Here is a 20,207-nt window from a genome sequence, read left to right on the forward strand (position 1 = left end):
TGTCACCCGACCGAGCTCGCGCTCCCACTGCGGGACGCGAGAACGAACCCGGTCGACGAGAGGACCGCGAGAACGATCACGAAAGCGCCGTAGACCAGCGTCGTCGGCTCGAGACCGAACGTGTGCACCGCGATCCCGCCGACGACGGCCGGAACACTGAAGGCCAGGTAGCTGAGGACGAAGGTCGTAGCGAAGACACTTCCGCGCTCGTCCGCTGGAACGAGGCCGCCGAGTGTGCGCATGGCGCCGAGGAACGTCGCTCCCCATCCGGCACCGGCGACGACGGACCCGACGAAGTACAGCGGGACCGTCTCTGTCGCAACGGAGACCAGCGAGGCGGCGACACCCAGCGCCAGCACGAGCGTTCCCACGATCATCACCGTGCGCGGCGGCAGAGTCCGCACCACGGCAGCGGACACCGCGCCGGAGAAGAACAGCGCGAATATCTCGACCCCGCCGACGATGTGGTTGTCGATGCCGAAGACGGTGCCGATGATCGACGGTCCCAGAGACAGGTGGAACCCGCCGAGTGACCACGTCGCTATCAGCGCGGGCACGATCATGAGGAACGGAACGCGCGCTCCGGTGGGGAACGCCGCTCTCGGCAGCAGCAGCCGAGCGAGGTGGCGTTTCGATTCGATGGTGCGAAGCGACGATGTCTCGGGAACGAAGACCACCGCCGCCGCGAGCAGAACCACCGCCGCGATCAACAGCGCGTAGACCAGGACGGTCGGAGCGGGCGCCAACTGTACGAGCAGCCCCGACCCCAGCGCACCGGTGGCAAGCCCCACCGACGGTGCGACGCTGTTGACCAGGGGCCCCGCCGTACTGTTCGGCTGCAGATCGATGACGGCCGCGCTCAGCGCACCGGTGGCGGTACCCGCGGCAAGGCCTTGCACCACTCTCGCGGCGATCAGACCGCCGACCCCGTCTGCGGCGATGAACAGCACGAGACTGATCGCCAGCAGTACCAGCGCGCCGATCAGGATCGGTTTCCGGCCGATGTGATCCGACAGACTTCCAACCGTGAGCAGAGCCAGGAGCAGCGCGAGGGCGTACACCGCGAACACGACGGTCAGCATCGTCGAGGAAAATTCCCACGACGCTTGGTACACGGGGTAGAGCGGTGACGGGGCGGCGGACGACGCCATGACGACCAGATAGGTGACGCCGACGGTCCAGAAGGCCAGCGACGCGGACATCCTCCGCGAGGATGCGACGGGAATCGTCGAATCGAGATCGGTGTTGACCATTCGTAGCCTCCGGGCGGGTCGCTAAAGCCAAGATCATTGCTTTTACTCACGATAGACCGAGGCGCCGCTTAAAGCCAATCGGTTTGCAATAATGGTGGAATGTCCGAAGTCGAGCCGTCCAGCGTCCGCCGCCCCGGGGGCAGGAGCGCCCGGATACGCACCCTCGTCCACCGGGCCGTGACCGATTTGATCGACGACGACGCCGAGCCGTTGACTGTGCCGCTCGTCGCCCAACGTGCCGGCGTCGCCGCGACCACCGTCTACCGTCGGTGGGGTGATATCGACACTCTCCGAACCGAAGTGGCTCTGGAGGTTCTCTCTGCGGATGCCGACGTACCGGACACCGGCGACCTCCGTCGTGATCTACACGTGTGGTGTGAGTTCCTCGTCACGGACATCACGCGGCCGGAGAAAACCGCGTTGCTTCGCTCCCTGATCGGGGCCATGCGCGACGCCGACAGGAGCCGTTGTCTCGACAAACGCGAAGACCAGATCGACACGATCCTGCGGCGTGCCACGGAGCGCGGAGACGACGCGCCGTCGCACCGCACCGTCATGGACCACGTCGTGGCCCCGCTCTACTTCAGAGTCGTGTTCGGATTCGGCGGAACAGACGCAGCCTTCGCGCGGTCACTGGTGAACGATGTGCTCGCCCGCCAGCAATCGGCCCTCTCGATGGGCGAGAGCACTGGCCGGTAGCGACCCTGCTCGTCCACTCATCGACACCGTGACCGTTCCGCTGCCGCCGGTCGACTTCCCGAGCTCGTCGATCCTCCGAAGTGCCTGCCGCGCAACAGCTTCCGCACTGTCGAACAACCGAGTTCCAGGGGGCAGAGCCGCGGCGATCTCGGCCGCCACCAACGGGTAGTGCGTACACCCCAGCACGACCACATCCACGTCGGCGGGCGTGCGGTCGGCGGCCTCGCGAATCGCTGCGGACACAGCGGAGGAATCTCCGCGGTCGATCGACTCCGCCAGCGAATGGCACGCAACGGCGGTGACCGTGCGGCCGGCCGCGAACTCCTCGATCAGTCGCGCTTGATACGCACTGGCCGTCGTCGCTGCCGTCGCCCACACCGCGAAGCGATCACTCTGTGCCGCAGCAGGTTTGATCGCCGGAACGGTGCCGATCACCGGAACGGATCCCACGTGCGCACGCAGGTCCGCCAACGCCGTCACGCTCGCGGTGTTGCACGGCAGTACCAGAGCCTCCGCGCCAGCCTCGATCCCACGATCCGCGGCCGCCAGCACACGCTCGATCACCACATCGTCCGGCTTCGGACCCCACGGCGCATTGTCGGGATCCATCAACAGGATCAGATCGAGCTCGGGACGCAGCTGCTTCAGCCACGCCGACGTCGGCAACAGGCCGAGCCCCGAGTCGATCAATCCGACGAGCATCCGATTCAGCCCAGTGCCTGCTCGACGTCGCCGACGAGATCGGCTGCGTCCTCGATGCCGACCGACAGACGAACCAAGTCGTCGGGGACCTCCAGCAACGACCCGGCTGTCGACGCGTGCGTCATGGCGCCCGGATGCTCGATCAGCGACTCGACACCTCCGAGCGATTCGGCAAGAGTGAAGATCTCGGTCCGTGCGCAGAAGTCGAGAGCGGCTTGCTTGCCACCGTTCAAGCGCACCGAGATCATGCCGCCGAAACGCCGCATCTGCTTCGCCGCAACCTCGTGCGACGGATGCGACGCCAAACCCGGGTAGATGACCTGGGAGATAGCGGAGTGGCCGCTCAGCAGCTCGACCAGCTTCTCCGCGTTGTCGCTGTGCCGTTCCATGCGCAGCGCCAAGGTCTTGATACCCCGAAGAGTCAGGAATGCATCGAACGGGCCGGGCACACCGCCTGCACCGTTCTGCAGGAACGCGAACGCCGCGTCGACCTCCTCGTCGTCGGTGACGAGAGCACCACCCACGACGTCGGAGTGCCCACCGATGTACTTGGTGGTCGAATGCAGTACGACATCGGCACCGAGCTGTAGCGGCTGTTGCAGGTACGGCGACGCGAACGTGTTGTCGACGACCAGCTTGGCGTTCTTCTCGTGGGCGACACCGGCAAGCGCCTCGATGTCACCGACGTTCAGAAGCGGGTTCGTCGGAGTCTCGACCCACACGAGCTTGGTGTTGGGGCGGATCGCGTCACGCACTGCGTCGACGTCGGACACCGCGGCCACCGAGTACTCGATCCCCCACTGAGTGAACACCTTGTCGATCAGCCTGAACGTGCCGCCGTAGGCATCGTTGGGAATGACGAGGTGATCACCGGGACGCAACGTCGCGCGGAGCAGCGCATCCGTCGCCGCCATGCCCGACGAGAACGCACGGCCGTACGTGCCCGACTCGATCGCGGCAAGATTCGCTTCGAGCGGCCGACGCGTCGGATTACCGGTGCGGGCGTACTCGAAGCCACTGCGCATACCGCCGACGCCGTCCTGAGCAAACGTCGAACTCGCGTAGATCGGGACATTGACCGCGCCGGTCAGCGAGTCCGGCTCGTAACCGGCATGAACCGCTTTGGTCGAAAACCCCTGCCACGAACTGCTGTCTGCCTTGCTGCGCTGCTCACTCATGACTTTCAGCCTAATAGGGTCATTACTGCAGGCTCCACTCCCGCCTGGTTGGGTCATTACTGCAGGCTCCACTCCCGCCTGATAGGCGAGAGTTCTCGGTAGCCTTCGGGAGACACTGCAAAGCGAAACGAGGCGTTTGACCGTGGCCGATTCACAGACCGTCGACGAGCTGTTCTCCATCGACTCCCTTCTGGATTCCGAGGAGAAGGATATCCGCGACACCGTTCGAAAGTTCGGCCGCGAACGTATCCGGCCCCACCTCGCGGACTGGTTCGAGGACGGCACCGTCCCCGCGAGAGAGCTGGCCAAGGAACTGGGCGCACTCGGACTGTTGGGGATGCATCTCGAGGGTTACGGGTGCGCGGGCACGTCTGCCACTGCCTACGGCCTCGCCTGCCTGGAGCTCGAGGCCATGGATTCCGGCATTCGTAGCCTTGTCTCCGTCCAGGGTTCGCTGGCGATGTTCGCGATCTGGAAGTACGGCTCCGAGGAGCAGAAGCAGCAGTGGCTGCCCGGTATGGCCGAGGGATCGCTCATCGGTTGCTTCGGGCTGACCGAGGCCGACCACGGATCCAACCCGGGCGGAATGCGGACGCGGGCCAGGAAGGACGGCAGCGACTGGGTCCTCAATGGCTCCAAGATGTGGATCACGAACGGCCCGGTCGCCGATGTCGCCGTCGTCTGGGCTCAGACCGACGAGAGAATACGAGGGTTCGTCGTCCCGACGGACACGCCGGGGTTCACGGCGAACACCGTCAAGAAGAAGCTCTCGCTTCGTGCGTCGATCACCGGCGAACTGGTGCTGGAGGACGTCCGGCTGCCCAGTGATGCCGTGCTCCCCGACGCTCATGGACTACGTGGCCCGCTCAGCTGTCTCAACGAAGCCCGCTTCGGCATCATCTTCGGCGCGATGGGTGCGGCACGTGACTGCATCGAGTCGGCCATCGAGTACTCGAAGACACGGGAGGTGTTCGACAAGCCACTCGGCGGTTACCAGCTGACGCAGGCCAAGCTCGCGAACATGGCACTCGAACTCGGCAAAGGTCAACTGCTCGCGCTGCACCTCGGCCGACTGAAGGACAAGGGCGAGCTGCGCGGCGAACAGGTGTCCGTCGGCAAGCTCAACAACGTGCGCGAAGCGATCGCGATCGCCCGCGAGTGCCGGACGATTCTCGGTGCCAACGGCATCACCCTGGAGTACCCGGTGCTTCGTCACGCCAACAACCTGGAGTCCGTCCTCACGTACGAGGGAACGTCCGAGGTACACCAGTTGGTGGTGGGGCAGGCACTCACCGGCACCAGCGCGGTTCGCTGATTCCGCTGTGAGTGGTTGTGTACGGCCCGCCATACACAACCACTCACGTAGGGGGGTCAGGCGCCCTTGGACAGGAACCCGAGCAGGTCGTGTCGGGTGATGACGCCGACGGGCTTGCCCTCCTCCACGACCATCAGGGCGTCGGTCTCCCCGAGAGCCTTGGTGGCGTCGGAGACGTTCTCGCCTGCACCGATGAGGGGGAACGGCTCGCTCATGTGCTTGGCGACCGGGTCCGCCAGTGACGCACGGCCCTCGAAGACCGCGCTCAGCAGTTCGCGCTCGGTGACGCTGCCCGCGACCTCGCCCGCCATTACGGGAGGCTCCGCGCCGACGACCGGCATCTGCGAGACGCCGTACTCGCGCAGGATCTCGATGGCGTCACGCACGGTTTCCGACGGGTGCGTGTGCACCAGGTCGGGAAGGGCGCCGGACTTGCCGCGGAGCACGTCGCCCACCGACGGCTCGTCGGTCTTGCCGTCCAGGCGCGAGCGAAGGAAGCCGTAGGACGACATCCAGTCGTCGTTGTAGATCTTCGCGAGGTAGCCACGACCGCCGTCGGGCAGCAACACGACGACGAGAGCGTCGGGGCCTTCACGCTCGGCGACACGCAGGGCACCGACGGCAGCCATACCGCACGATCCGCCGACCAGGAGCCCTTCTTCGCGTGCGAGGCGTCGCGTCATGTCGAAGGAGTCGGCGTCGGACACGGCGATGATCTCGTCGGGAATGGACGGGTCGTAGGCCGACGGCCAGAAGTCCTCACCGACGCCCTCGACGAGGTACGGACGGCCGGTGCCACCCGAGTAGACCGAGCCTTCGGGGTCGACGCCGATGACCTTGACCTTGCCGCCGGAGATCTCCTTGAGGTACTTGCCTGTTCCGGAGATGGTTCCACCCGTTCCGACGCCCGCGACGAAGTGGGTGATCTTGCCGTCGGTGTCGGCCCAGATCTCGGGTCCGGTGGTTTCGTAGTGGCTCTGCGGGCCTGCCGGGTTGGCGTACTGATTGGGCTTCCACGCACCGTCGATCTCGCGCACCAGGCGATCGGACACGCTGTAGTAGCTGTTGGGGTCCTCGGGAGCGACAGCCGTCGGGCAGACGACCACCTCGGCTCCATAGGCGCGCAGCACGTTGCGCTTGTCCTCGCCCACCTTGTCCGGGCACACGAAGACGCACTTGTAGCCACGCTGCTGCGCGACGAGGGCCAACCCGACCCCGGTGTTGCCCGAGGTCGGTTCCACGATGGTCCCGCCCGGCTTCAACTCGCCCGACGCCTCGGCAGCGTCGATCATCTTGATGGCGATGCGGTCCTTGCTGGACCCGCCCGGGTTGAGGTATTCGACCTTGGCCACAACCGACCCCGCGTTGTCGCCGACAACAGAGGAGAGCTTGACCAACGGGGTGTTGCCGATGAGTTCGGTGACGTGCTGAGCGATGCGCATGACTTCATCTTCCCAGATCGCGCTCGGAGCGGAGTCCTCGGAACGACTCGATCGGACCCGACGCGCTTCTCGGTACCCCCGAGACACCGCGAACGGATGCTTACGATGGACGTGTGGCGCAGACCGTGGGAAAGAGAACGTGTCGGTGAGTCGGTGGAAGGGCGCAGCCAAGGCGGGCGCCGCGACGGTGATTGCAGGCTCGTCAGCTGGGACAGCGTCGTGGGCTGCGTACAAGCATCTGATGGCCCAAGCGACGTCTGCTCGCGGGGTGATCGGACGCTCGACGGCAAAACCTCCGGAGGCCGACGGCGTCTACGGGCCCGGTGATCGCACGCCGGAACGGTGGCGAATCGGGAGTTCGGCAGATATTCATCTGATGATCTTCGGCGACTCGACTGCCGCGGGCGTCGGCTGCACTGTCGCCGACGAAGTACCAGGAGTCCTGGTTGCCCGTGGGCTCGCCGACGAAACCGAGAAGCGGGTCCGGCTGAGCACCAAAGCAATCGGCGGCGCGACGTCGAAAGGCCTGGAGGGCCAGGTCGACGCGATGTTCGTCGCCGGCCCGCCACCGGACGCCGCGGTCATTCTGATCGGCGCGAACGATGTCACCAAGAAGTTCTCCATCGCGGCGTCGGCCGCGCGACTGGGCAACGCAGTGGAACGCTTGACGGCGAAGGGCACGGTCGTCGTCGTGGGAACGTGCCCCGATCTCGGCGTCGTGACCGCGATACCCCAACCTCTGCGAACGGTCGTCCGAAACTGGGGTCTTCGGCTGGCACGCGCACAGTCCGACGCGACCCTGAAAGCAGGCGGGCACCCCGTGGCGTTGGCGGACTTGCTGTCTCCCGAGTTTCTCGCAGCCCCGGACACGATGTTCTCCGCGGACCGGTTCCATCCGTCGGCTGCCGGCTACGAACTCGCCGCTCGCCAGTTGCTTCCTGTCCTGGCTGCGGCGTTGGGCGAGTGGCACGGTGGTCCGCTCCCCGTGCTCCCCGACGTGTCCGCCGCGGCCGAATCCCGCCGTTTCGTGCCGCGCGCGGCGGCATCGTTGGAGAGTTTCCTACGTCGCCGACGAAGCGAAACGGAGGCGCACAACCAGCCCTACCCGCCGGTAACTTAGTATCCACGGTAATCAACCCTAGGAGAGTTCATGCCAGAAGCAGTGATCGTCAGTACCGCTCGTTCACCCATCGGCCGCGCGATGAAGGGCTCGCTGAAAGACATCCGTCCCGACGACCTCACCGTGCAGATGGTCGCCGCCGCGCTCGCGAAGGTTCCCGAGCTCGACCCGACCGACATCGACGACCTCCTTCTGGGATGTGGCCTTCCCGGAGGCATGCAGGGCAACAACCTCGCTCGCATCGTGGCAGTCCTGCTCGGCTACGACTCGCTTCCCGGCACCACCATCACCCGCTACTGTTCCTCCTCGCTGCAGACCACGCGCATGGCCTTGCACGCCATCAAGGCAGGCGAGGGCGACGTGTTCATCTCCGCAGGCGTCGAGAGCGTCTCCAACTTCATTCACGGCAGCTCCGACTCCCTGCCGCAGAGTCACAACCCGCTGTTCGCCGACGCCGAGGCACGCACCAAGAAGGCGCAGGAAGAGGGCGCGGACAGCTGGACCGATCCCCGCGAGAGCGGCGAGCTGCCCGACGCGTACATCGCCATGGGTCAGACCGCCGAGAACGTCTCGCTGTTGACCGGCATCAGCCGCGAGGATCAGGACCACTGGGCCGTCCGCAGCCAGAACCGGGCCGAGGAAGCTATCAACTCCGGCTTCTTCGAGCGCGAGATCACCCCGGTCACACTCCCGGACGGCACCGTCGTGTCCAAGGACGACGGCCCCCGTGCGGGCACGACCTACGAGAAGATCAGCGAGCTCAAGCCGGTCTTCCGCCCCAACGGAACAGTCACGGCAGGCAACGCGTGCCCGCTGAACGACGGAGCGGCCGCACTCGTCATCATGAGTGACACCAAGGCCAAGGCGCTCGGCCTGACGCCGCTGGCCCGCATCGTGTCCACCGGCGTCACCGGAACCTCCCCCGAGATCATGGGACTCGGACCGATCGAGGCCACCAAGCGGGCGCTGAAGATCGCGAATCTCTCCATCTCCGACATCGACCTGTTCGAGATCAACGAGGCGTTCGCGGTGCAGGTCCTCGGTTCGGCACGTGATCTCGGCATCGATCACGACAAGCTGAACATCTCCGGTGGCGCAATCGCCGTCGGTCACCCGTTCGGCATGACCGGCGCGCGCATCACCACGACCTTGCTGAACAACCTGAAGACACAGGACAAGACGTTCGGCGTGGAGACCATGTGCGTCGGCGGCGGCATGGGAATGGCCATGGTGCTCGAGCGTCTCAGCTGACGCATCCTTCGAGTCACCCGCAGGAACGCGAAAGGCCCCGCACTCACGAGGAGTGCGGGGCCTTTCGCGGTGACTACTAGTCGTTGTTGAAGTAGCTGAGCAGTCGCAGGATCTCGACGTACAGCCACACCAGCGTGATGGTCAGGCCGAGGGCCACACCCCAGGCAGCCTTTTCCGGCGCCTGCGCGCGGATGAGCTGGTCCGCCTGATCGAAGTCCAGCAGGAAGCTGAACGCGGCGATGCCGATGCAGACGAGGCTGAAGATGATGGCGATGGGTCCGCCGTCGCGGAGGCCGAGGCCGCCGTCCATGAAGAAGCTGGCGACGAGGTTACCGAGCGCCAGCACGACGACGCCGATGAGTGCACCGACGATCATGCGGGTCAGGCGCGGGGTGACGCGGATGGCACCGGTCTTGTAGACGACGAGCATTCCGAAGAACACACCGAACGTACCGAGCACGGCCTGCGAGATCAGCGTTCCGGCCGACGCACCCTGGATCGGGAACGTGAACAGGAACGACAGAGCACCGAGGAAGATGCCTTCGGCGACCGCGTAGGCAAGCACGACTGCCTTGCTGTCCATCTTGCGGCCGAACGTCGCGAACAGGACCAGGCCGAGACCGACCAGACCGCCACCGATGACGAAGGGAGCTGCGAGGCCGGGGTTACCGTCGACGAGGATGAACGAGACGATCGCAGTGAGCGCGAGCACACCGAGCGTGATGCCCGTCTTGGTCACGACGTCGTCGATCGTCATCGCCCGCGACGTGGGGCCTGTCTGGTAGGGATCGCCGTAGGCCTGCGGCTGACCGAACTGCTGAGCAGCCTGCGAGGCACCTGCCGTCGCAGAGCCGAACGTGGCGTATCCGCCGCCCTCTTGCTTGGGCAGGTTGCGGAACACCGGGTTGCTGGAGGTGCGCACCGTGTCGCGTCCTTTCTGAAGGGTGAATCCTTCTTCGAGTTCGAGCCCGTCGCGTCGCGCCGAGCCCGACAACCGGTAGTGAACCGGCAGCTGTACGTAAAACTCCCACATACGGACAAAAGTTCCCAGTCGGACCACACGACTTCCGACAATTCGGACTCTACCTTCCTTCGTGACGAACCGCGCAGACACCGGCAGTTTCCCGCGGCGCCTCGGCGGGCACTATGGATCACATGAGTATCGAAGACGGACCAGGCGACACTTTGGACCAGAGCGAAAGCCTCGACTCGGACGAGGTGCGCAACGACGACGGCGACGACATCGTCGATGCACCGGACCATTACAGCGAGGCCGACCGGTTCGGAACGACGCCGAACGAAGCGCTCGAAGGTGAGAGCCTGGACGAGAAGCTGAGCGAGGAAGAGCCCGACACCGCGCTCGAGGACGAGGAACGGTCGGTGGCGGAAACTCCGGACGACGAGCTGACCGAGGAGATCGTGGACCACGAGATCGTCGGTTCGGACGAGGACCCGGACATCGATTACGCGGACGGCCAGCGTCAGGCCGAGATCGTGGAGGGGACACTCGTCGAGGACCGGGGCCGCGATCGCGGCCAGATCGACGGCACGCCGGAAGACGGCGGCCCGGTCGAGTAGACGAGCTGGTCAGACGACCGACCGGGTGACGGTGAATTTTGCGTTCTTCCCCGCCACCGCGGTCGGTCCCACCGCGTCGGCCAGTGCACGCCGGTAGTTGAGGTGAGTGTTGTAGACGGTCCACATCTCGCCGTTCGGACGTAACACCCGCCCTGCTGCCTCGAACAACTTCTGGGCGCTGCCGGTGTGCAGGGACGCCCCTTCGTGGAACGGCGGGTTGCACACGATCAGATCGACGGAGGAGTCGGGGAACGTGGAGAGTGCGTCGTCCCGCACGACGTCGATGTCCAGACCGTTCGCCCTCGCGGTCGCAGTCGCCGACGCCACCGCCGCGGCGGATCTGTCGCTTGCGTGGACCCGAGCCTCGCTCCGCGCACGGGCCAGCAGGCAGGCGAGTATCCCGGTTCCGCAGCCGAGGTCGACGATCTGACGGGCACCGGGCAACATCCGGTCCGTGAATTCGGTCAGGAACCGGGTTCCGACGTCGAGCTTCGCCCCGGCGAACACCGCACCGTGCGCGACGACGGTGAGATCGAGGTCGTCGAGCACCGCGGTCACGGGATAACTTCGAGTCTCGGAAGGGACGGGTTTCGACGCCGTCAGGACGCGAGCTTTCTGTCTGCCCCGGCCCGCGGTGACCGTCTCGAAGGACGATCGGAGCACGGCGTTCATCGCCGGCGCCATGTGCTTGTCCCGGCCACCCGCGAGCACGACCACCCCCGGATCGGCGTGGGCGGCGATCGCCTCGGCGATCTCGGTCAGTTCTGCGAGGCTGCGCGGCAACTGCATCAGCACCAGGTCCGCGCCGCTGAGCAACGACTGGTCCAACGCGTGGTGAGTGCGCGCCCCGGACATGCCCGCCGAGGTCGCATTGCGATCGAGTGCGAGTTCGCCCGTGTACGAATCCTGGTGGACGCGAATGCCGGTCACGCCGTACTGCACCTGCAGTCCGAGCGTGAGCGCGCCGTAGCGATCACCGATCACCGTGATCCGTCGGGCGGCCACGTCCGAAACCGATTCGCCTACCGTGTCGAGCAGAAGCCGGTCCGCGGCGTCGACGGCAAAGAGGTTGACGGCCTCCGCGTCGGGGCGGCGACGGAGTCCGGACAGGACAGTTTCGAGATCGGGCACGACGCCCAGTCTCCCACCCCTCGACGTCGCTTTCCAAAAACGTTGGCGGTCAATATTTTTCTCGCGTGCTGCTCAGCGCGTCCAGGTGGCGTTTTCCCTCGAACGGGGGCATGCTTCATAAGATGGAACCGAATATCAAGATCGAGGCTCTTTTCAGCCACGCTGACAAGACTGCCGCCGAATCCACGTCCGAGAACAGCAAGCCCGCCGTGTACACGCCTCTGTTCAGCGGAGAAGCCGGGTCAGGCCAGATAGCGTAGGTAGTCCAACGCCTTGTCCGCGTGCACGTGAGCACGCTCGCTCGTCACCACCAGCCGCACCACCCTGTCGCGATCGATGACGAACGTCGTTCGCTTCACCGACAGAAGCTGACGGAGGATTCCACGCTTCGCAGCGTGAGACGAACGGTTGGAAATTTCCTGCTGGCGTCGGCGGCGCATGAGCCACCCGCCACGCCTGACTCCGAACTGGCCCGCCACCGAGGCGTCCGAGTCGGCGAGCAGCGGATAGTCGAAGGAACGCTGCAACGCGAAGTGCGACTGTTTGTCGGTGGTGTCGGTGCTGATCCCGACTCGTTGAGCCCCCAGGGCCTCGAACGACCGGCCCAGATCCCGGAAGTGGCAGGCCTCGGCCGTGCAGACCGGACTGGACGCCGCAGGATAGAAGAACAGCACCACCGGGCCCCTGGCCAGCAACTCACCGAGGGACCGCACATTCCCCTCGTGATCCGGTAGCCGAAAATCCGGCGCCGTTTGTCCAGTACGCATGCTGGACAGGGTACGTGTCCGATTCAGTCCGTCGGGACGAGCAGTGAAGATTTCAACCGTTCGACCTGGTCGACGCCTATTCCGAGCTCGCTCAGATATCCGTCGAACGATCCGTAGAGCTCGTCGACGACGCTCAGCCCGTGTCGGTAGTACTCCTCGGTGACACCGAGGACGGCGTTGGACAGAAACACCGAGCTGCCATCGCTCGTGCTCTCGCGGCCCTGCCCGTCACCGTCCGACCAGATGTCGGACAGGTGCGCGCGCAGCGGAGCGATTGCCGCATTGCTGGCCAGGTAGTCGGTCAGGATGTCCTGTTCGAGCACCCCCGCCGCGCGCAGGACCGTCGCTATCGTCCATCCGGCGCGATCCTTGCCCGCAGCGCAGTGCACGAGAACGCCACCACTGCCGTCCGAGACCGCGTCGACGACGCGACGGATGGCCACCTTCGCCCCGGCGAGCGAGGGAAACGACGTGTAGGCGCGCATCATGTACTGCAACTGCGCATCGGCGTCGACGACGTTGCCGAGCTCGTGCGGGGCGCGTTCACCCTTGTGGTTCTCGTACGGAGTGCTGTGCACCCGGACCGAGGACGGCACGCGATCACGACCGGCGCGGTCGATCTCGGACTGCCCACGAAGATCCACCACGTGGCGCACTCCGGTACGGACGAGCATGTTCTCGCCCTCGGAATCCAGCCGGCTCAGCTCGGAGGATCGAAACAACCGGCCTCGCCGAACCTCGCGACCGTCGGCCGTCCGAGCGCCCCCGACATCGCGGAAGTTCCACGCTCCAGACAGTCGGAACTGGTCGGTCGATTCGATACTGGCCATGAACGCACACTAGCCACGAGGCGATGATCCGCGATCTGCCGGGGCGCCTTCGCACGCACGGAACGGTCGTCGCCACTACCGTGAATCCATGACCGATTTCGACCGCACCGACGCCCGCCTTCTGCTCGCCCTGTGCGCGAAACCGCGTGCTACCGGCGTCGAACTCGCCGGAGATCTCGGTCTTTCTCGCAACACCGTGCAAGCTCGACTCACTCGGTGGGAGGACAAGGAGGCCCTGACGCCCATCGATCACCGAGTTCGGCCGCGCAGTCTCGGCTACGCCTTGCAGGCCTTCGTCACCACGAGGGTCGATCAGCATCGACTCGCAGAAGTCACCGATCATCTGGGAACCATTCCGGAGGTGCTCGAGGTGTTCGGACTCTCCGGTGCCTCCGACATGCACATCCGAATCGCGGCCGTCGACGCCGACGACCTCTACCGGGTGGCGGGTCTGATCCTGAAGATCCCGGGCGTGGAACGCACCAACATGTCGATCGCGATGAGCGAGCTAATCCCCTACCGGACCAAGCCGCTGCTCGAGCGGGCTTCCGGCCTCGAACCTACTGCGGGCGTACGCAGCCGGGACGCCGAGAGCCCGGACAGTCGGAATCGGCGCCGCCCCCGACGCGACGCCGACCGACCTCGACCGTAGCTCATCACGGGCACAGTCAGGTAGCGCCGAACGCGCAACCTCAGTGGTCACCGAGCCGAAGCGGGGCAAGCTGTTCGAAGACGTCGCCTGGTCCGGGATTGGTCGCGCGGGAAGATCCGCCGAGATGGTGCACGACGCCCCACACCGCGTTGAGGGCCGTTTGGATCGCGCCTTCCGCCCAGCCTGCCGTCCACGAGATGTCGTCGCCGGCGAGGAACAGTCCGCGATGGCGCTCGTCGAAGGAGTCCTGCACGAAATGACCGAACAAGCGCTCCTGGTATCGGTAGTGACCGGGGAGGTTCGCTTTGAACGCACCCAGGAAGTCGCGTTCGGTTTCCCACGACACGGTCACCGGTTCGCCGACGATGTGGGAGCGGAAGTCGACCCCCGGGTAGACCCCTTCCAACGATCTGAGCACGAGGTTCATTCGTTCGGTCGGGCCGAGCGCCAGTAGCTTGAGGGAGTCGTCGGACCAGGTGTAGGACAGGCAGATCAGACCGGGCTTTCCCTCTCCTTGATCGAGCAGGTACGTACCTCGGCTCATCCGGTCGGTCAGCGTCATGCTGACGACGTCGCGCCCGGTGTTCGGGTCCTTGTCCTTCCAGAACGGTCGGTCGACGAGCACGAACACCTTGGTCGACCCCATGTAGTGGGTGCGTTCGATCGCGGTCCAGTGGTCGATCGGTAGCAGGTCGTCGTCGCATTCGATGGTGGACAGCAACATCCAGCTCTGTGCGGTCACGATGGCAGCGGGATAGGTGCGCTCGCCGCCGTCCGCGTCACCGACGACTATTTCAGACCCCGTGCGGCGTAACCGCACCACGCGCGGTGAGGTGCTGCCGTTGTTGAGCGACTCCACCGACGTCCCGTCCGGCCAGTGATCGGACGTCGTCGACGCGCGCCACAGACCGACCGGAAGTTGTTGCGATCCACCGACGATGCCTCGGTGGTGATCGTCGGCAGCGGTGACCACGACTCTCAGTATCTCGAGAATGGAATTGGGGTAGTCGGTGTCCCAGCCACCTGTCCCGAAACCGACTTGCCCGAACACTTCTCGCAACTCGAAGGACCTGAAGTGTTCGGAGGACGCGAGGAATCCGTAGAACGTCTGGTCGTCGAAGCGCTGCACCAGCTCGTTCCACAAGGTCTTGATCTCACCGGTGTCGCGAGCGCGGATCGCCCGTTGCAGCGGAACGAGATCCGCGTGGTCCTCGAGCGTGCGCTGCCATGCCCGGGCCACCTCGCCGAAGACATCGGGCAGATCGTCGAGGCTTTGCGCGTAGTGACTGGTTCCCTTGAGGTCGATGACCGTACTCGGCGTAGCCTCGGCAAGTGGGTTGGGAAACGGCTCGGTCTGCAGTCCGAGCACGTCGAGGTAATGGAACAGCGTCGTGGACGACGGCGGGAATCTCATGGCGCCCATCTCGGCCACCACCCCGGGATGACCGTCGAACGGAATGGACCGCATGCGTCCACCGATTCGATCCGATTCGTAGACAACCGGTTTCAAACCCAACTTGGTGAGCTCGTACGCCGCCACCATTCCGGCCAGTCCCCCGCCGATGACAGCGACCTCGCTGCCGAGCGCCGAGGCGGGCACCTCGCCCAGCCCGTCCGCATGCGCGACGTAGTCGTCGTAGGCAAAGGGAAAGTCGGGACCGAACATCGTCAACGGACGCTCGTCCGAGTCGGCGGACGTACTGTCCGGCGTCACCGGCGTGGTCATGAAATTCCCTTTCTGGCATGTAGATACAGGTCCGGTCGACGGTCGGCAAGATGAGTGTTGATCGACCGGGACCGGGCGAGCATCTCCGTATCGATGTCGACCACCAGGGACTCCTCGCCGCGGCCCGCGCGAGCGAGTTCGCTCCCGTCGGGAGCGATGGCACACGTCAGGCCGCAGTACTGCAGCTCGCTTTCGCGGCCGCATCGGTTCACGTAGGCCAGGAACATCTGACTCTCGTACGCCCGCGCGGGGACGACGTGGGTGGCGACGACGTCGAACGGCGTCATGAGCCCCGTCGGCACGATCAGGAATTCGGTGCCGGAATCGGCATGTGCTCGAACGGCTTCCGGGAACTCGACGTCGTAGCAGATCAGCAGACCGCACCTCACTCCGTCCAGGTCGAACTGCGCGACGAGTCGATTACCGGGGACGAAGTGGCCGCGGTCCAGGTCCCCGAAGAGATGGGTCTTGCGGTAGCGCGCCACGAGCGAACCGTCGGCGCCGACCACCTGAACGGAGTTGTACACGACGGATCCGTCTCGTTCGGGATATCCGTAGACGACGGCCACGCCCGTCTCGGACGTGATGCGGGCGACGGCGTCGAAGATCGGGCCGTCGGCAGGTTCGGCCCGGGCCGCGACGAGCTCCCCGATGTCGTATCCGCTGATCGACATCTCGGGCGTGACGAGGATGTCGGCCCCTGCACGTGACGCACTGTCCGCTGCCCGGCCGACGGCGGCGAGGTTCGCTTCGACGTCACCCGAGAACTCGGGGCCTTGATAGAGCGAGGCACGCAGGGCGGTCTTACTCATGAATTCTCCTCCCCGAGGTGCTGTCGTCCTGCCCGAGAGCGTACGGAAGTCCGGCGTCCCCGGGAAACATCCGGTGGGACGATCCGAAGTCTGGCATCGTCAGCGTCATGAGCCCCGAACGACCACCTGTCGGTCCCATCGGTCCGGTCGACGCAACCGTGGTGCCCCGGTATGCCGAGCCGACGACGTTCGCGCGGTTACCGCGGCTCGACGAGGTGTCGCGTGCCGACGTCACGATTCTCGGTGTGCCGTTCGATTCCGGCGTCAGTTATCGGCCGGGGGCTCGGTTCGGTCCCGGTCACATCCGAGCATCCTCGAAGTTGCTTCGTCCCTACAACCCCGCGTTGAAGGTCTCCCCGTTCGCAGATCGTCAGGTCGCGGATTTCGGTGACATCGGGGTCAATCCGTTCGACATCCCCGAAGCCCTTGCCACCGTCGAGTCCGCGGTGACCGGACTGCGACAGGACGGTTCGTCGGTGCTGACGATCGGCGGTGACCACACGATCGCGCTGCCGATCCTGCGTTCGCTCGCGCGTGACCACGGTCCGTTGGCGGTGCTGCATTTCGACGCGCACCTCGACACATGGGACACGTATTTCGGGGCGCCGTTCACGCATGGGACCCCGTTCCGTCGGGCCAGCGAGGAAGGCTTGATCGACCTCGAGCGCTCACAGCACATCGGGATCCGAGGGCCGCTCTACAGCGAGCAGGATCTGGAGAACGACCGCATCCTCGGTTTCCAGGTCGTTCGGTCCGACGACTACGAAACCGACGGCGTCGCGAGCATCGTCGAACGCATGCGTGCTCGCCTGGACACCGGCCCGGTCTACGTGTCCGTGGACATCGACGTGCTCGATCCTGCACACGCGCCGGGGACGGGGACACCGGAGGCGGGCGGGCTCACGTCGCGCGAGTTGCTGAACACCCTGCGCGGACTGGTCGGAGTAGACGTGGTCGGTGCGGACATCGTCGAGGTGGCACCCGCATACGACCACGCCGAGATCACCGGAATCGCCGCTGCCCACGTCGCGTACGAGTTGTTGTCGGTCCTCGCGGCGAACGCGTGATCGGATCACCCGGACGGTCGGCGCGGGCTGCGTTGCCACCTCGACCAATACGATGACCAGGTGGCACACGATCGCGCGATCCCGACGAGCCAAGACCGACGACGCAGCGTCGCCGACCTCGCGGCCGAGGATGCCGGCGGGCTGTCCACGGAGTTGCTCGGGGATTTTCTGGAGGTCCTGACCTCTGCGGTGTCCGAGGGTCGCACGTTGTCGCGTCGACAGCTGCGGACTCTGCGCACCCACGGGGACACCGCGGCGCGGCAGGGCGTCGCCCTCCGGGCACTGCTCGATCTGTACCTGTCCTCCGCCTGGCGCCTGTGGCGGGAGCTTCCTGCGATCGTCGACGCCGACCGAGACCCACAGGCCGTCGTGACGGCCGGTGAGGTGATGCTGCACGCCGTCGACGATGCGGTCGCCGAGCTCGCCGAAGGGTTCCAACTCGCCAGGCGAGTGCTGGTGCGTGCGGAGGAGTCGGCCCGGCGTGAATTCGTCGACGATCTGCTGTCCGGTAGCGCGGACATCGCGGGAGTGATGGGCAGGGCGGAGACGTTCGGCCTGGATCTGACCGGGCCTCATGCGGTCGTGGTCGTCGCGGCCAGTACGCCGTTCACCGACGGTGGCCGGGTCATCACCGAGGTGGAACGCGCGGTGGAAGGAAGCAAAGCGGACTCGGAGGTTCTCGTCGCGAGCAAGGAAGGCCGCCTTGTCGTGGTGTTCGCTGCCCCGGATCACGCAGCGGTGGAGTACGTCGTCGACCGTGTTCGCGAGGCCACCGAGAGAGTCGATGTCTCGGGGACGTGGACCCGGCGGATCGGAGTGGGGCGGACGGGGCCCAGCGTGGCCGGTGTCGTGTCGTCGTATCGTGAAGCAGTCGATTCGCTCGACCTCGGCGCGAAGCTGGGCCTGGGCACTGTGGTGGTGGATGCACGTGACCTGCTGGTGTACCGGGTGCTGTTGGACGACAAGGCCGCGATCACGGATCTGGTGCACACGGTTCTGACTCCTTTGCTGACTGCACGTGGCGGCGCAGGCCCCTTGCTCGACACGTTGTTCACCTTCTTCGGAACAGGCGGAAATTCTGCCTCGACAGCCCGGGCGATGCATTTGTCCGTTCGCGCCGTGACCTACCGTCTGGCCCGAGTGGCCGAACTGACCGGCCACGACGTCGGCGATCCGGCCGAACGATTCACCCTGCAGACGGCCGTGTACGGCGCCAGATTGCTCGGGTGGCCGACGGAGAGCTGAGCTCCGGGTCACGTTTGAGCCGAGTCAGCGCCTCTTGTTGCCGGGATACGGCAACCCAAATCGGTCAAACATGTCCGCGTTCGGACGATGACTGCCGCAATCGATACAGGCACACTTGAGGAGTCGCGGTCGCAAGCGGCCGCCGAGAACCTTCTATCGACAAGGAGCACCGTTTCATGGCATCACTGATTCAGAAACTGCAGGTGTTCGCCCGTAGCCCTCAGGGTAAGAAGCTCATTGCGCAAGGGCGCGCTTTCGCCACCAAACCCGAGAACCAGGCCAAGTTGAAGAGCCTCGGATCTCGATTCACCAGTAAGGACACTCGCCGATGAACGTCCCCGTATGGGCGTGGGCGGCTTTCGCAGCCGTTGTCGTCATTCTGTTGGCCATCGACCTACTTGCCCACCGCGGCGCACACATCATCGGCTTCCGGGAAGCAGCCTGGTGGAGTGCGCTTTGGGTCGGCGTCGCTCTCATTTTCGGTGGCGTCGTGTTCGCCACTCTCGGTACCACGGCAGGCGTCGAATACACGACGGCCTGGTTGTTGGAGAAGAGTTTGTCGGTGGACAACCTCTTCGTCTTCGCGCTGATCTTCGGATACTTCAAGGTCCCCCGTGAGTACCAGCACCGCGTTCTGTTCTTCGGCGTCGTCGGCGCCCTCGTGTTCCGCGGAATCTTCCTCGCCGCAGGTGTCGCGATCGTCAGCAAGTTCACCGTCGTTCTGTTCGTCTTCGCCGCCATCCTGCTGTACAGCGCATGGAAGCTGATGAAGGACGAGGAGGACTCGTACGATCCGAGCCAGTCCATCGCAGTGAGGTTGCTGCGTAAGGTCATCCCGGTTCGCGACGAGTACGACGGCACGAAGTTCTTCGTCAAGGAAGCCGGCAAGCGCGTTGCCACCCCGCTGCTCGCCGTCGTCGTCGCCATCGAGGCAGCAGACCTCGTGTTCGCGGTCGACAGTGTGCCCGCTGTTCTCGCGGTCAGTGACGACCCGTTCATCGTGTACTCGTCCAACGCGTTCGCGATCCTCGGCCTGCGCGCCCTGTACTTCCTGCTCTCGGGTCTGCTCGAGAAGTTCCACTACCTGTCCAAGGGCCTCGCGATCATCCTCGGATTCATCGGCGTCAAGCTGGTTCTGCAGGCAAGCCACAAGGTGATCAGCACGTCGATCCCGGAGATCCCGTCCCTGGTGAGCCTGGTGGTCATCATCGTGGTCCTCGCAGGTTCGATCATCCTGAGTCTGAAGAATCCGCCGAAGGAGTCGGCAGATTCAGCAGATTCGATCGAGGCGGACGACCCGGCCGGCCCCGCCGGCAGCACGTCGGCGAGCCTGACCAAGGATCGGTCGACGGACCTGAAGACCGAGTCCGACCTCGGTGGAGGGTCGGAACCGAAGTAGTCTTCCCCACATACGTGCCCGGGGTGTTTCGACGCGAAGC

20 protein-coding genes are annotated in these 20,207 nt (G+C 65.3%); 10 read left to right on the forward strand and 10 right to left on the reverse strand.

Features of this window, described 5'->3' with window-relative positions; genetic code table 11:
• Window positions 1-2 precede the first annotated feature (2 nt).
• Window positions 3-1,253 carry an MFS transporter gene (locus tag CH289_RS00855; RefSeq protein ID WP_094627576.1) on the reverse strand — a complete coding sequence of 417 codons (1,251 nt, stop codon included), beginning with the start codon at window positions 1,251-1,253 and terminating at the stop codon, window positions 3-5.
• 99 nt (window positions 1,254-1,352) lie between these two features.
• On the opposite strand from CH289_RS00855, the gene CH289_RS00860 reads away from it, so the two are divergent.
• Entirely contained in the window at window positions 1,353-1,952 is a 600-nt protein-coding gene (locus tag CH289_RS00860) for a TetR-like C-terminal domain-containing protein (RefSeq protein ID WP_094627575.1), read from the forward strand.
• Here CH289_RS00860 and CH289_RS00865 read toward each other — a convergent pair.
• Both CH289_RS00865 and CH289_RS00870 read right to left on the reverse strand, forming a co-directional pair.
• Window positions 1,884-2,654, reverse strand: a complete 771-nt coding sequence (locus CH289_RS00865) for a glutamate racemase (protein ID WP_033189878.1) — start codon at window positions 2,652-2,654, stop codon at window positions 1,884-1,886. The two genes, CH289_RS00860 and CH289_RS00865, sit on opposite strands and share 69 nt — an antisense overlap.
• Before the next feature lie 5 nt (window positions 2,655-2,659).
• On the reverse strand, window positions 2,660-3,832 hold the full coding sequence (locus CH289_RS00870) for a cystathionine gamma-synthase (RefSeq protein ID WP_019663493.1): 1,173 nt from the start codon (window positions 3,830-3,832) through the stop codon (window positions 2,660-2,662).
• Window positions 3,833-3,974: 142 nt separating this feature from the next.
• Between CH289_RS00870 and CH289_RS00875 the strand changes: the two genes are divergently transcribed.
• On the forward strand, window positions 3,975-5,147 hold the full coding sequence (locus CH289_RS00875; RefSeq protein ID WP_094727001.1) for an acyl-CoA dehydrogenase family protein: 1,173 nt from the start codon (window positions 3,975-3,977) through the stop codon (window positions 5,145-5,147).
• A 56-nt stretch (window positions 5,148-5,203) separates the two neighbouring features.
• On the opposite strand, the gene CH289_RS00880 is transcribed toward CH289_RS00875, so the two are convergent.
• Entirely contained in the window at window positions 5,204-6,589 is a 1,386-nt protein-coding gene (locus CH289_RS00880; protein WP_094727003.1) for a cystathionine beta-synthase, read from the reverse strand.
• Window positions 6,590-6,728: 139 nt separating this feature from the next.
• On the opposite strand from CH289_RS00880, the gene CH289_RS00885 reads away from it, so the two are divergent.
• Window positions 6,729-7,709, forward strand: coding sequence for an SGNH/GDSL hydrolase family protein (locus tag CH289_RS00885; protein WP_094627573.1), 981 nt, complete (start codon window positions 6,729-6,731; stop codon window positions 7,707-7,709).
• A gap of 30 nt (window positions 7,710-7,739) precedes the next feature.
• Window positions 7,740-8,960 carry an acetyl-CoA C-acetyltransferase gene (locus tag CH289_RS00890; protein WP_033189876.1) on the forward strand — a complete coding sequence of 407 codons (1,221 nt, stop codon included), beginning with the start codon at window positions 7,740-7,742 and terminating at the stop codon, window positions 8,958-8,960.
• Window positions 8,961-9,036: 76 nt separating this feature from the next.
• Here the strand turns inward: CH289_RS00890 and CH289_RS00895 are convergent, their stop codons facing one another.
• Complete coding sequence (locus CH289_RS00895; RefSeq protein WP_026347500.1) at window positions 9,037-9,882, reverse strand: Bax inhibitor-1/YccA family protein; 846 nt, start codon at window positions 9,880-9,882, stop codon at window positions 9,037-9,039.
• Between the two features lie 233 nt (window positions 9,883-10,115).
• Between CH289_RS00895 and CH289_RS00900 the strand changes: the two genes are divergently transcribed.
• Window positions 10,116-10,538, forward strand: coding sequence for a hypothetical protein (locus CH289_RS00900; protein ID WP_026347499.1), 423 nt, complete (start codon window positions 10,116-10,118; stop codon window positions 10,536-10,538).
• Window positions 10,539-10,547: 9 nt separating this feature from the next.
• Here the strand turns inward: CH289_RS00900 and CH289_RS00905 are convergent, their stop codons facing one another.
• The 3 genes from CH289_RS00905 to CH289_RS00915 all read right to left on the reverse strand — a co-directional run bounded on the left by CH289_RS00905 (window position 10,548) and on the right by CH289_RS00915 (window position 13,266).
• Window positions 10,548-11,669, reverse strand: coding sequence for a class I SAM-dependent methyltransferase (locus CH289_RS00905; protein ID WP_094727005.1), 1,122 nt, complete (start codon window positions 11,667-11,669; stop codon window positions 10,548-10,550).
• 242 nt (window positions 11,670-11,911) lie between these two features.
• Window positions 11,912-12,436, reverse strand: a complete 525-nt coding sequence (locus CH289_RS00910; protein WP_094727007.1) for a peroxiredoxin — start codon at window positions 12,434-12,436, stop codon at window positions 11,912-11,914.
• Between the two features lie 23 nt (window positions 12,437-12,459).
• Window positions 12,460-13,266, reverse strand: a complete 807-nt coding sequence (locus tag CH289_RS00915; RefSeq protein WP_020111199.1) for a tyrosine-protein phosphatase — start codon at window positions 13,264-13,266, stop codon at window positions 12,460-12,462.
• Window positions 13,267-13,354: 88 nt separating this feature from the next.
• Between CH289_RS00915 and CH289_RS00920 the strand changes: the two genes are divergently transcribed.
• Window positions 13,355-13,918 carry an Lrp/AsnC family transcriptional regulator gene (locus CH289_RS00920; protein WP_019663482.1) on the forward strand — a complete coding sequence of 188 codons (564 nt, stop codon included), beginning with the start codon at window positions 13,355-13,357 and terminating at the stop codon, window positions 13,916-13,918.
• A gap of 40 nt (window positions 13,919-13,958) precedes the next feature.
• On the opposite strand, the gene CH289_RS00925 is transcribed toward CH289_RS00920, so the two are convergent.
• Both CH289_RS00925 and CH289_RS00930 read right to left on the reverse strand, forming a co-directional pair.
• Window positions 13,959-15,644, reverse strand: a complete 1,686-nt coding sequence (locus CH289_RS00925; protein ID WP_094727009.1) for a flavin monoamine oxidase family protein — start codon at window positions 15,642-15,644, stop codon at window positions 13,959-13,961.
• Entirely contained in the window at window positions 15,641-16,456 is an 816-nt protein-coding gene (locus CH289_RS00930; RefSeq protein ID WP_094727011.1) for a carbon-nitrogen hydrolase family protein, read from the reverse strand. Before CH289_RS00930 ends, CH289_RS00925 begins: the two co-directional genes overlap by 4 nt.
• Before the next feature lie 107 nt (window positions 16,457-16,563).
• Here CH289_RS00930 and speB point away from each other — a divergent pair, with 107 nt between their 5' ends.
• The 4 genes from speB to CH289_RS00945 all read left to right on the forward strand — a co-directional run bounded on the left by speB (window position 16,564) and on the right by CH289_RS00945 (window position 20,167).
• Window positions 16,564-17,523 carry an agmatinase gene (speB, locus tag CH289_RS00935; RefSeq protein WP_094727013.1) on the forward strand — a complete coding sequence of 320 codons (960 nt, stop codon included), beginning with the start codon at window positions 16,564-16,566 and terminating at the stop codon, window positions 17,521-17,523.
• A 60-nt stretch (window positions 17,524-17,583) separates the two neighbouring features.
• Window positions 17,584-18,768: a PucR family transcriptional regulator gene (locus CH289_RS00940; RefSeq protein ID WP_019663478.1), complete on the forward strand. Its 1,185-nt coding sequence runs from the start codon at window positions 17,584-17,586 to the stop codon at window positions 18,766-18,768.
• Between the two features lie 176 nt (window positions 18,769-18,944).
• Window positions 18,945-19,100, forward strand: coding sequence for a hypothetical protein (locus CH289_RS28120; protein ID WP_019663477.1), 156 nt, complete (start codon window positions 18,945-18,947; stop codon window positions 19,098-19,100).
• Window positions 19,097-20,167: a TerC family protein gene (locus CH289_RS00945; protein ID WP_094627571.1), complete on the forward strand. Its 1,071-nt coding sequence runs from the start codon at window positions 19,097-19,099 to the stop codon at window positions 20,165-20,167. Before CH289_RS28120 ends, CH289_RS00945 begins: the two co-directional genes overlap by 4 nt.
• The last annotated feature ends 40 nt before the right edge of the window (window positions 20,168-20,207 follow it).

The sequence above is a fragment of the Rhodococcus sp. RS1C4 genome, assembly GCF_002258225.1.
GTDB lineage: Bacteria > Actinomycetota > Actinomycetes > Mycobacteriales > Mycobacteriaceae > Rhodococcoides > Rhodococcoides fascians_E.

Bases quoted from the DNA above. Each gene is read 5' to 3' on its own strand.
- CH289_RS00920 (WP_019663482.1), top strand. From the start codon at position 13,355: ATGACCGATTTCGACCGCACCGACGCCCGCCTTCTGCTCGCCCTGTGC.
- CH289_RS00900 (WP_026347499.1), top strand. From the start codon at position 10,116: ATGAGTATCGAAGACGGACCAGGCGACACTTTGGACCAGAGCGAAAGC.
- CH289_RS00865 (WP_033189878.1), bottom strand. From the start codon at position 2,654: ATGCTCGTCGGATTGATCGACTCGGGGCTCGGCCTGTTGCCGACGTCG.
- CH289_RS00925 (WP_094727009.1), bottom strand. From the start codon at position 15,644: ATGACCACGCCGGTGACGCCGGACAGTACGTCCGCCGACTCGGACGAG.
- CH289_RS00860 (WP_094627575.1), top strand. From the start codon at position 1,353: ATGTCCGAAGTCGAGCCGTCCAGCGTCCGCCGCCCCGGGGGCAGGAGC.
- CH289_RS00930 (WP_094727011.1), bottom strand. From the start codon at position 16,456: ATGAGTAAGACCGCCCTGCGTGCCTCGCTCTATCAAGGCCCCGAGTTC.
- CH289_RS00890 (WP_033189876.1), top strand. From the start codon at position 7,740: ATGCCAGAAGCAGTGATCGTCAGTACCGCTCGTTCACCCATCGGCCGC.
- CH289_RS28120 (WP_019663477.1), top strand. From the start codon at position 18,945: ATGGCATCACTGATTCAGAAACTGCAGGTGTTCGCCCGTAGCCCTCAG.
- CH289_RS00880 (WP_094727003.1), bottom strand. From the start codon at position 6,589: ATGCGCATCGCTCAGCACGTCACCGAACTCATCGGCAACACCCCGTTG.
- speB (WP_094727013.1), top strand. From the start codon at position 16,564: ATGAGCCCCGAACGACCACCTGTCGGTCCCATCGGTCCGGTCGACGCA.
- CH289_RS00855 (WP_094627576.1), bottom strand. From the start codon at position 1,253: ATGGTCAACACCGATCTCGATTCGACGATTCCCGTCGCATCCTCGCGG.
- CH289_RS00915 (WP_020111199.1), bottom strand. From the start codon at position 13,266: ATGGCCAGTATCGAATCGACCGACCAGTTCCGACTGTCTGGAGCGTGG.
- CH289_RS00945 (WP_094627571.1), top strand. From the start codon at position 19,097: ATGAACGTCCCCGTATGGGCGTGGGCGGCTTTCGCAGCCGTTGTCGTC.
- CH289_RS00870 (WP_019663493.1), bottom strand. From the start codon at position 3,832: ATGAGTGAGCAGCGCAGCAAGGCAGACAGCAGTTCGTGGCAGGGGTTT.
- CH289_RS00910 (WP_094727007.1), bottom strand. From the start codon at position 12,436: ATGCGTACTGGACAAACGGCGCCGGATTTTCGGCTACCGGATCACGAG.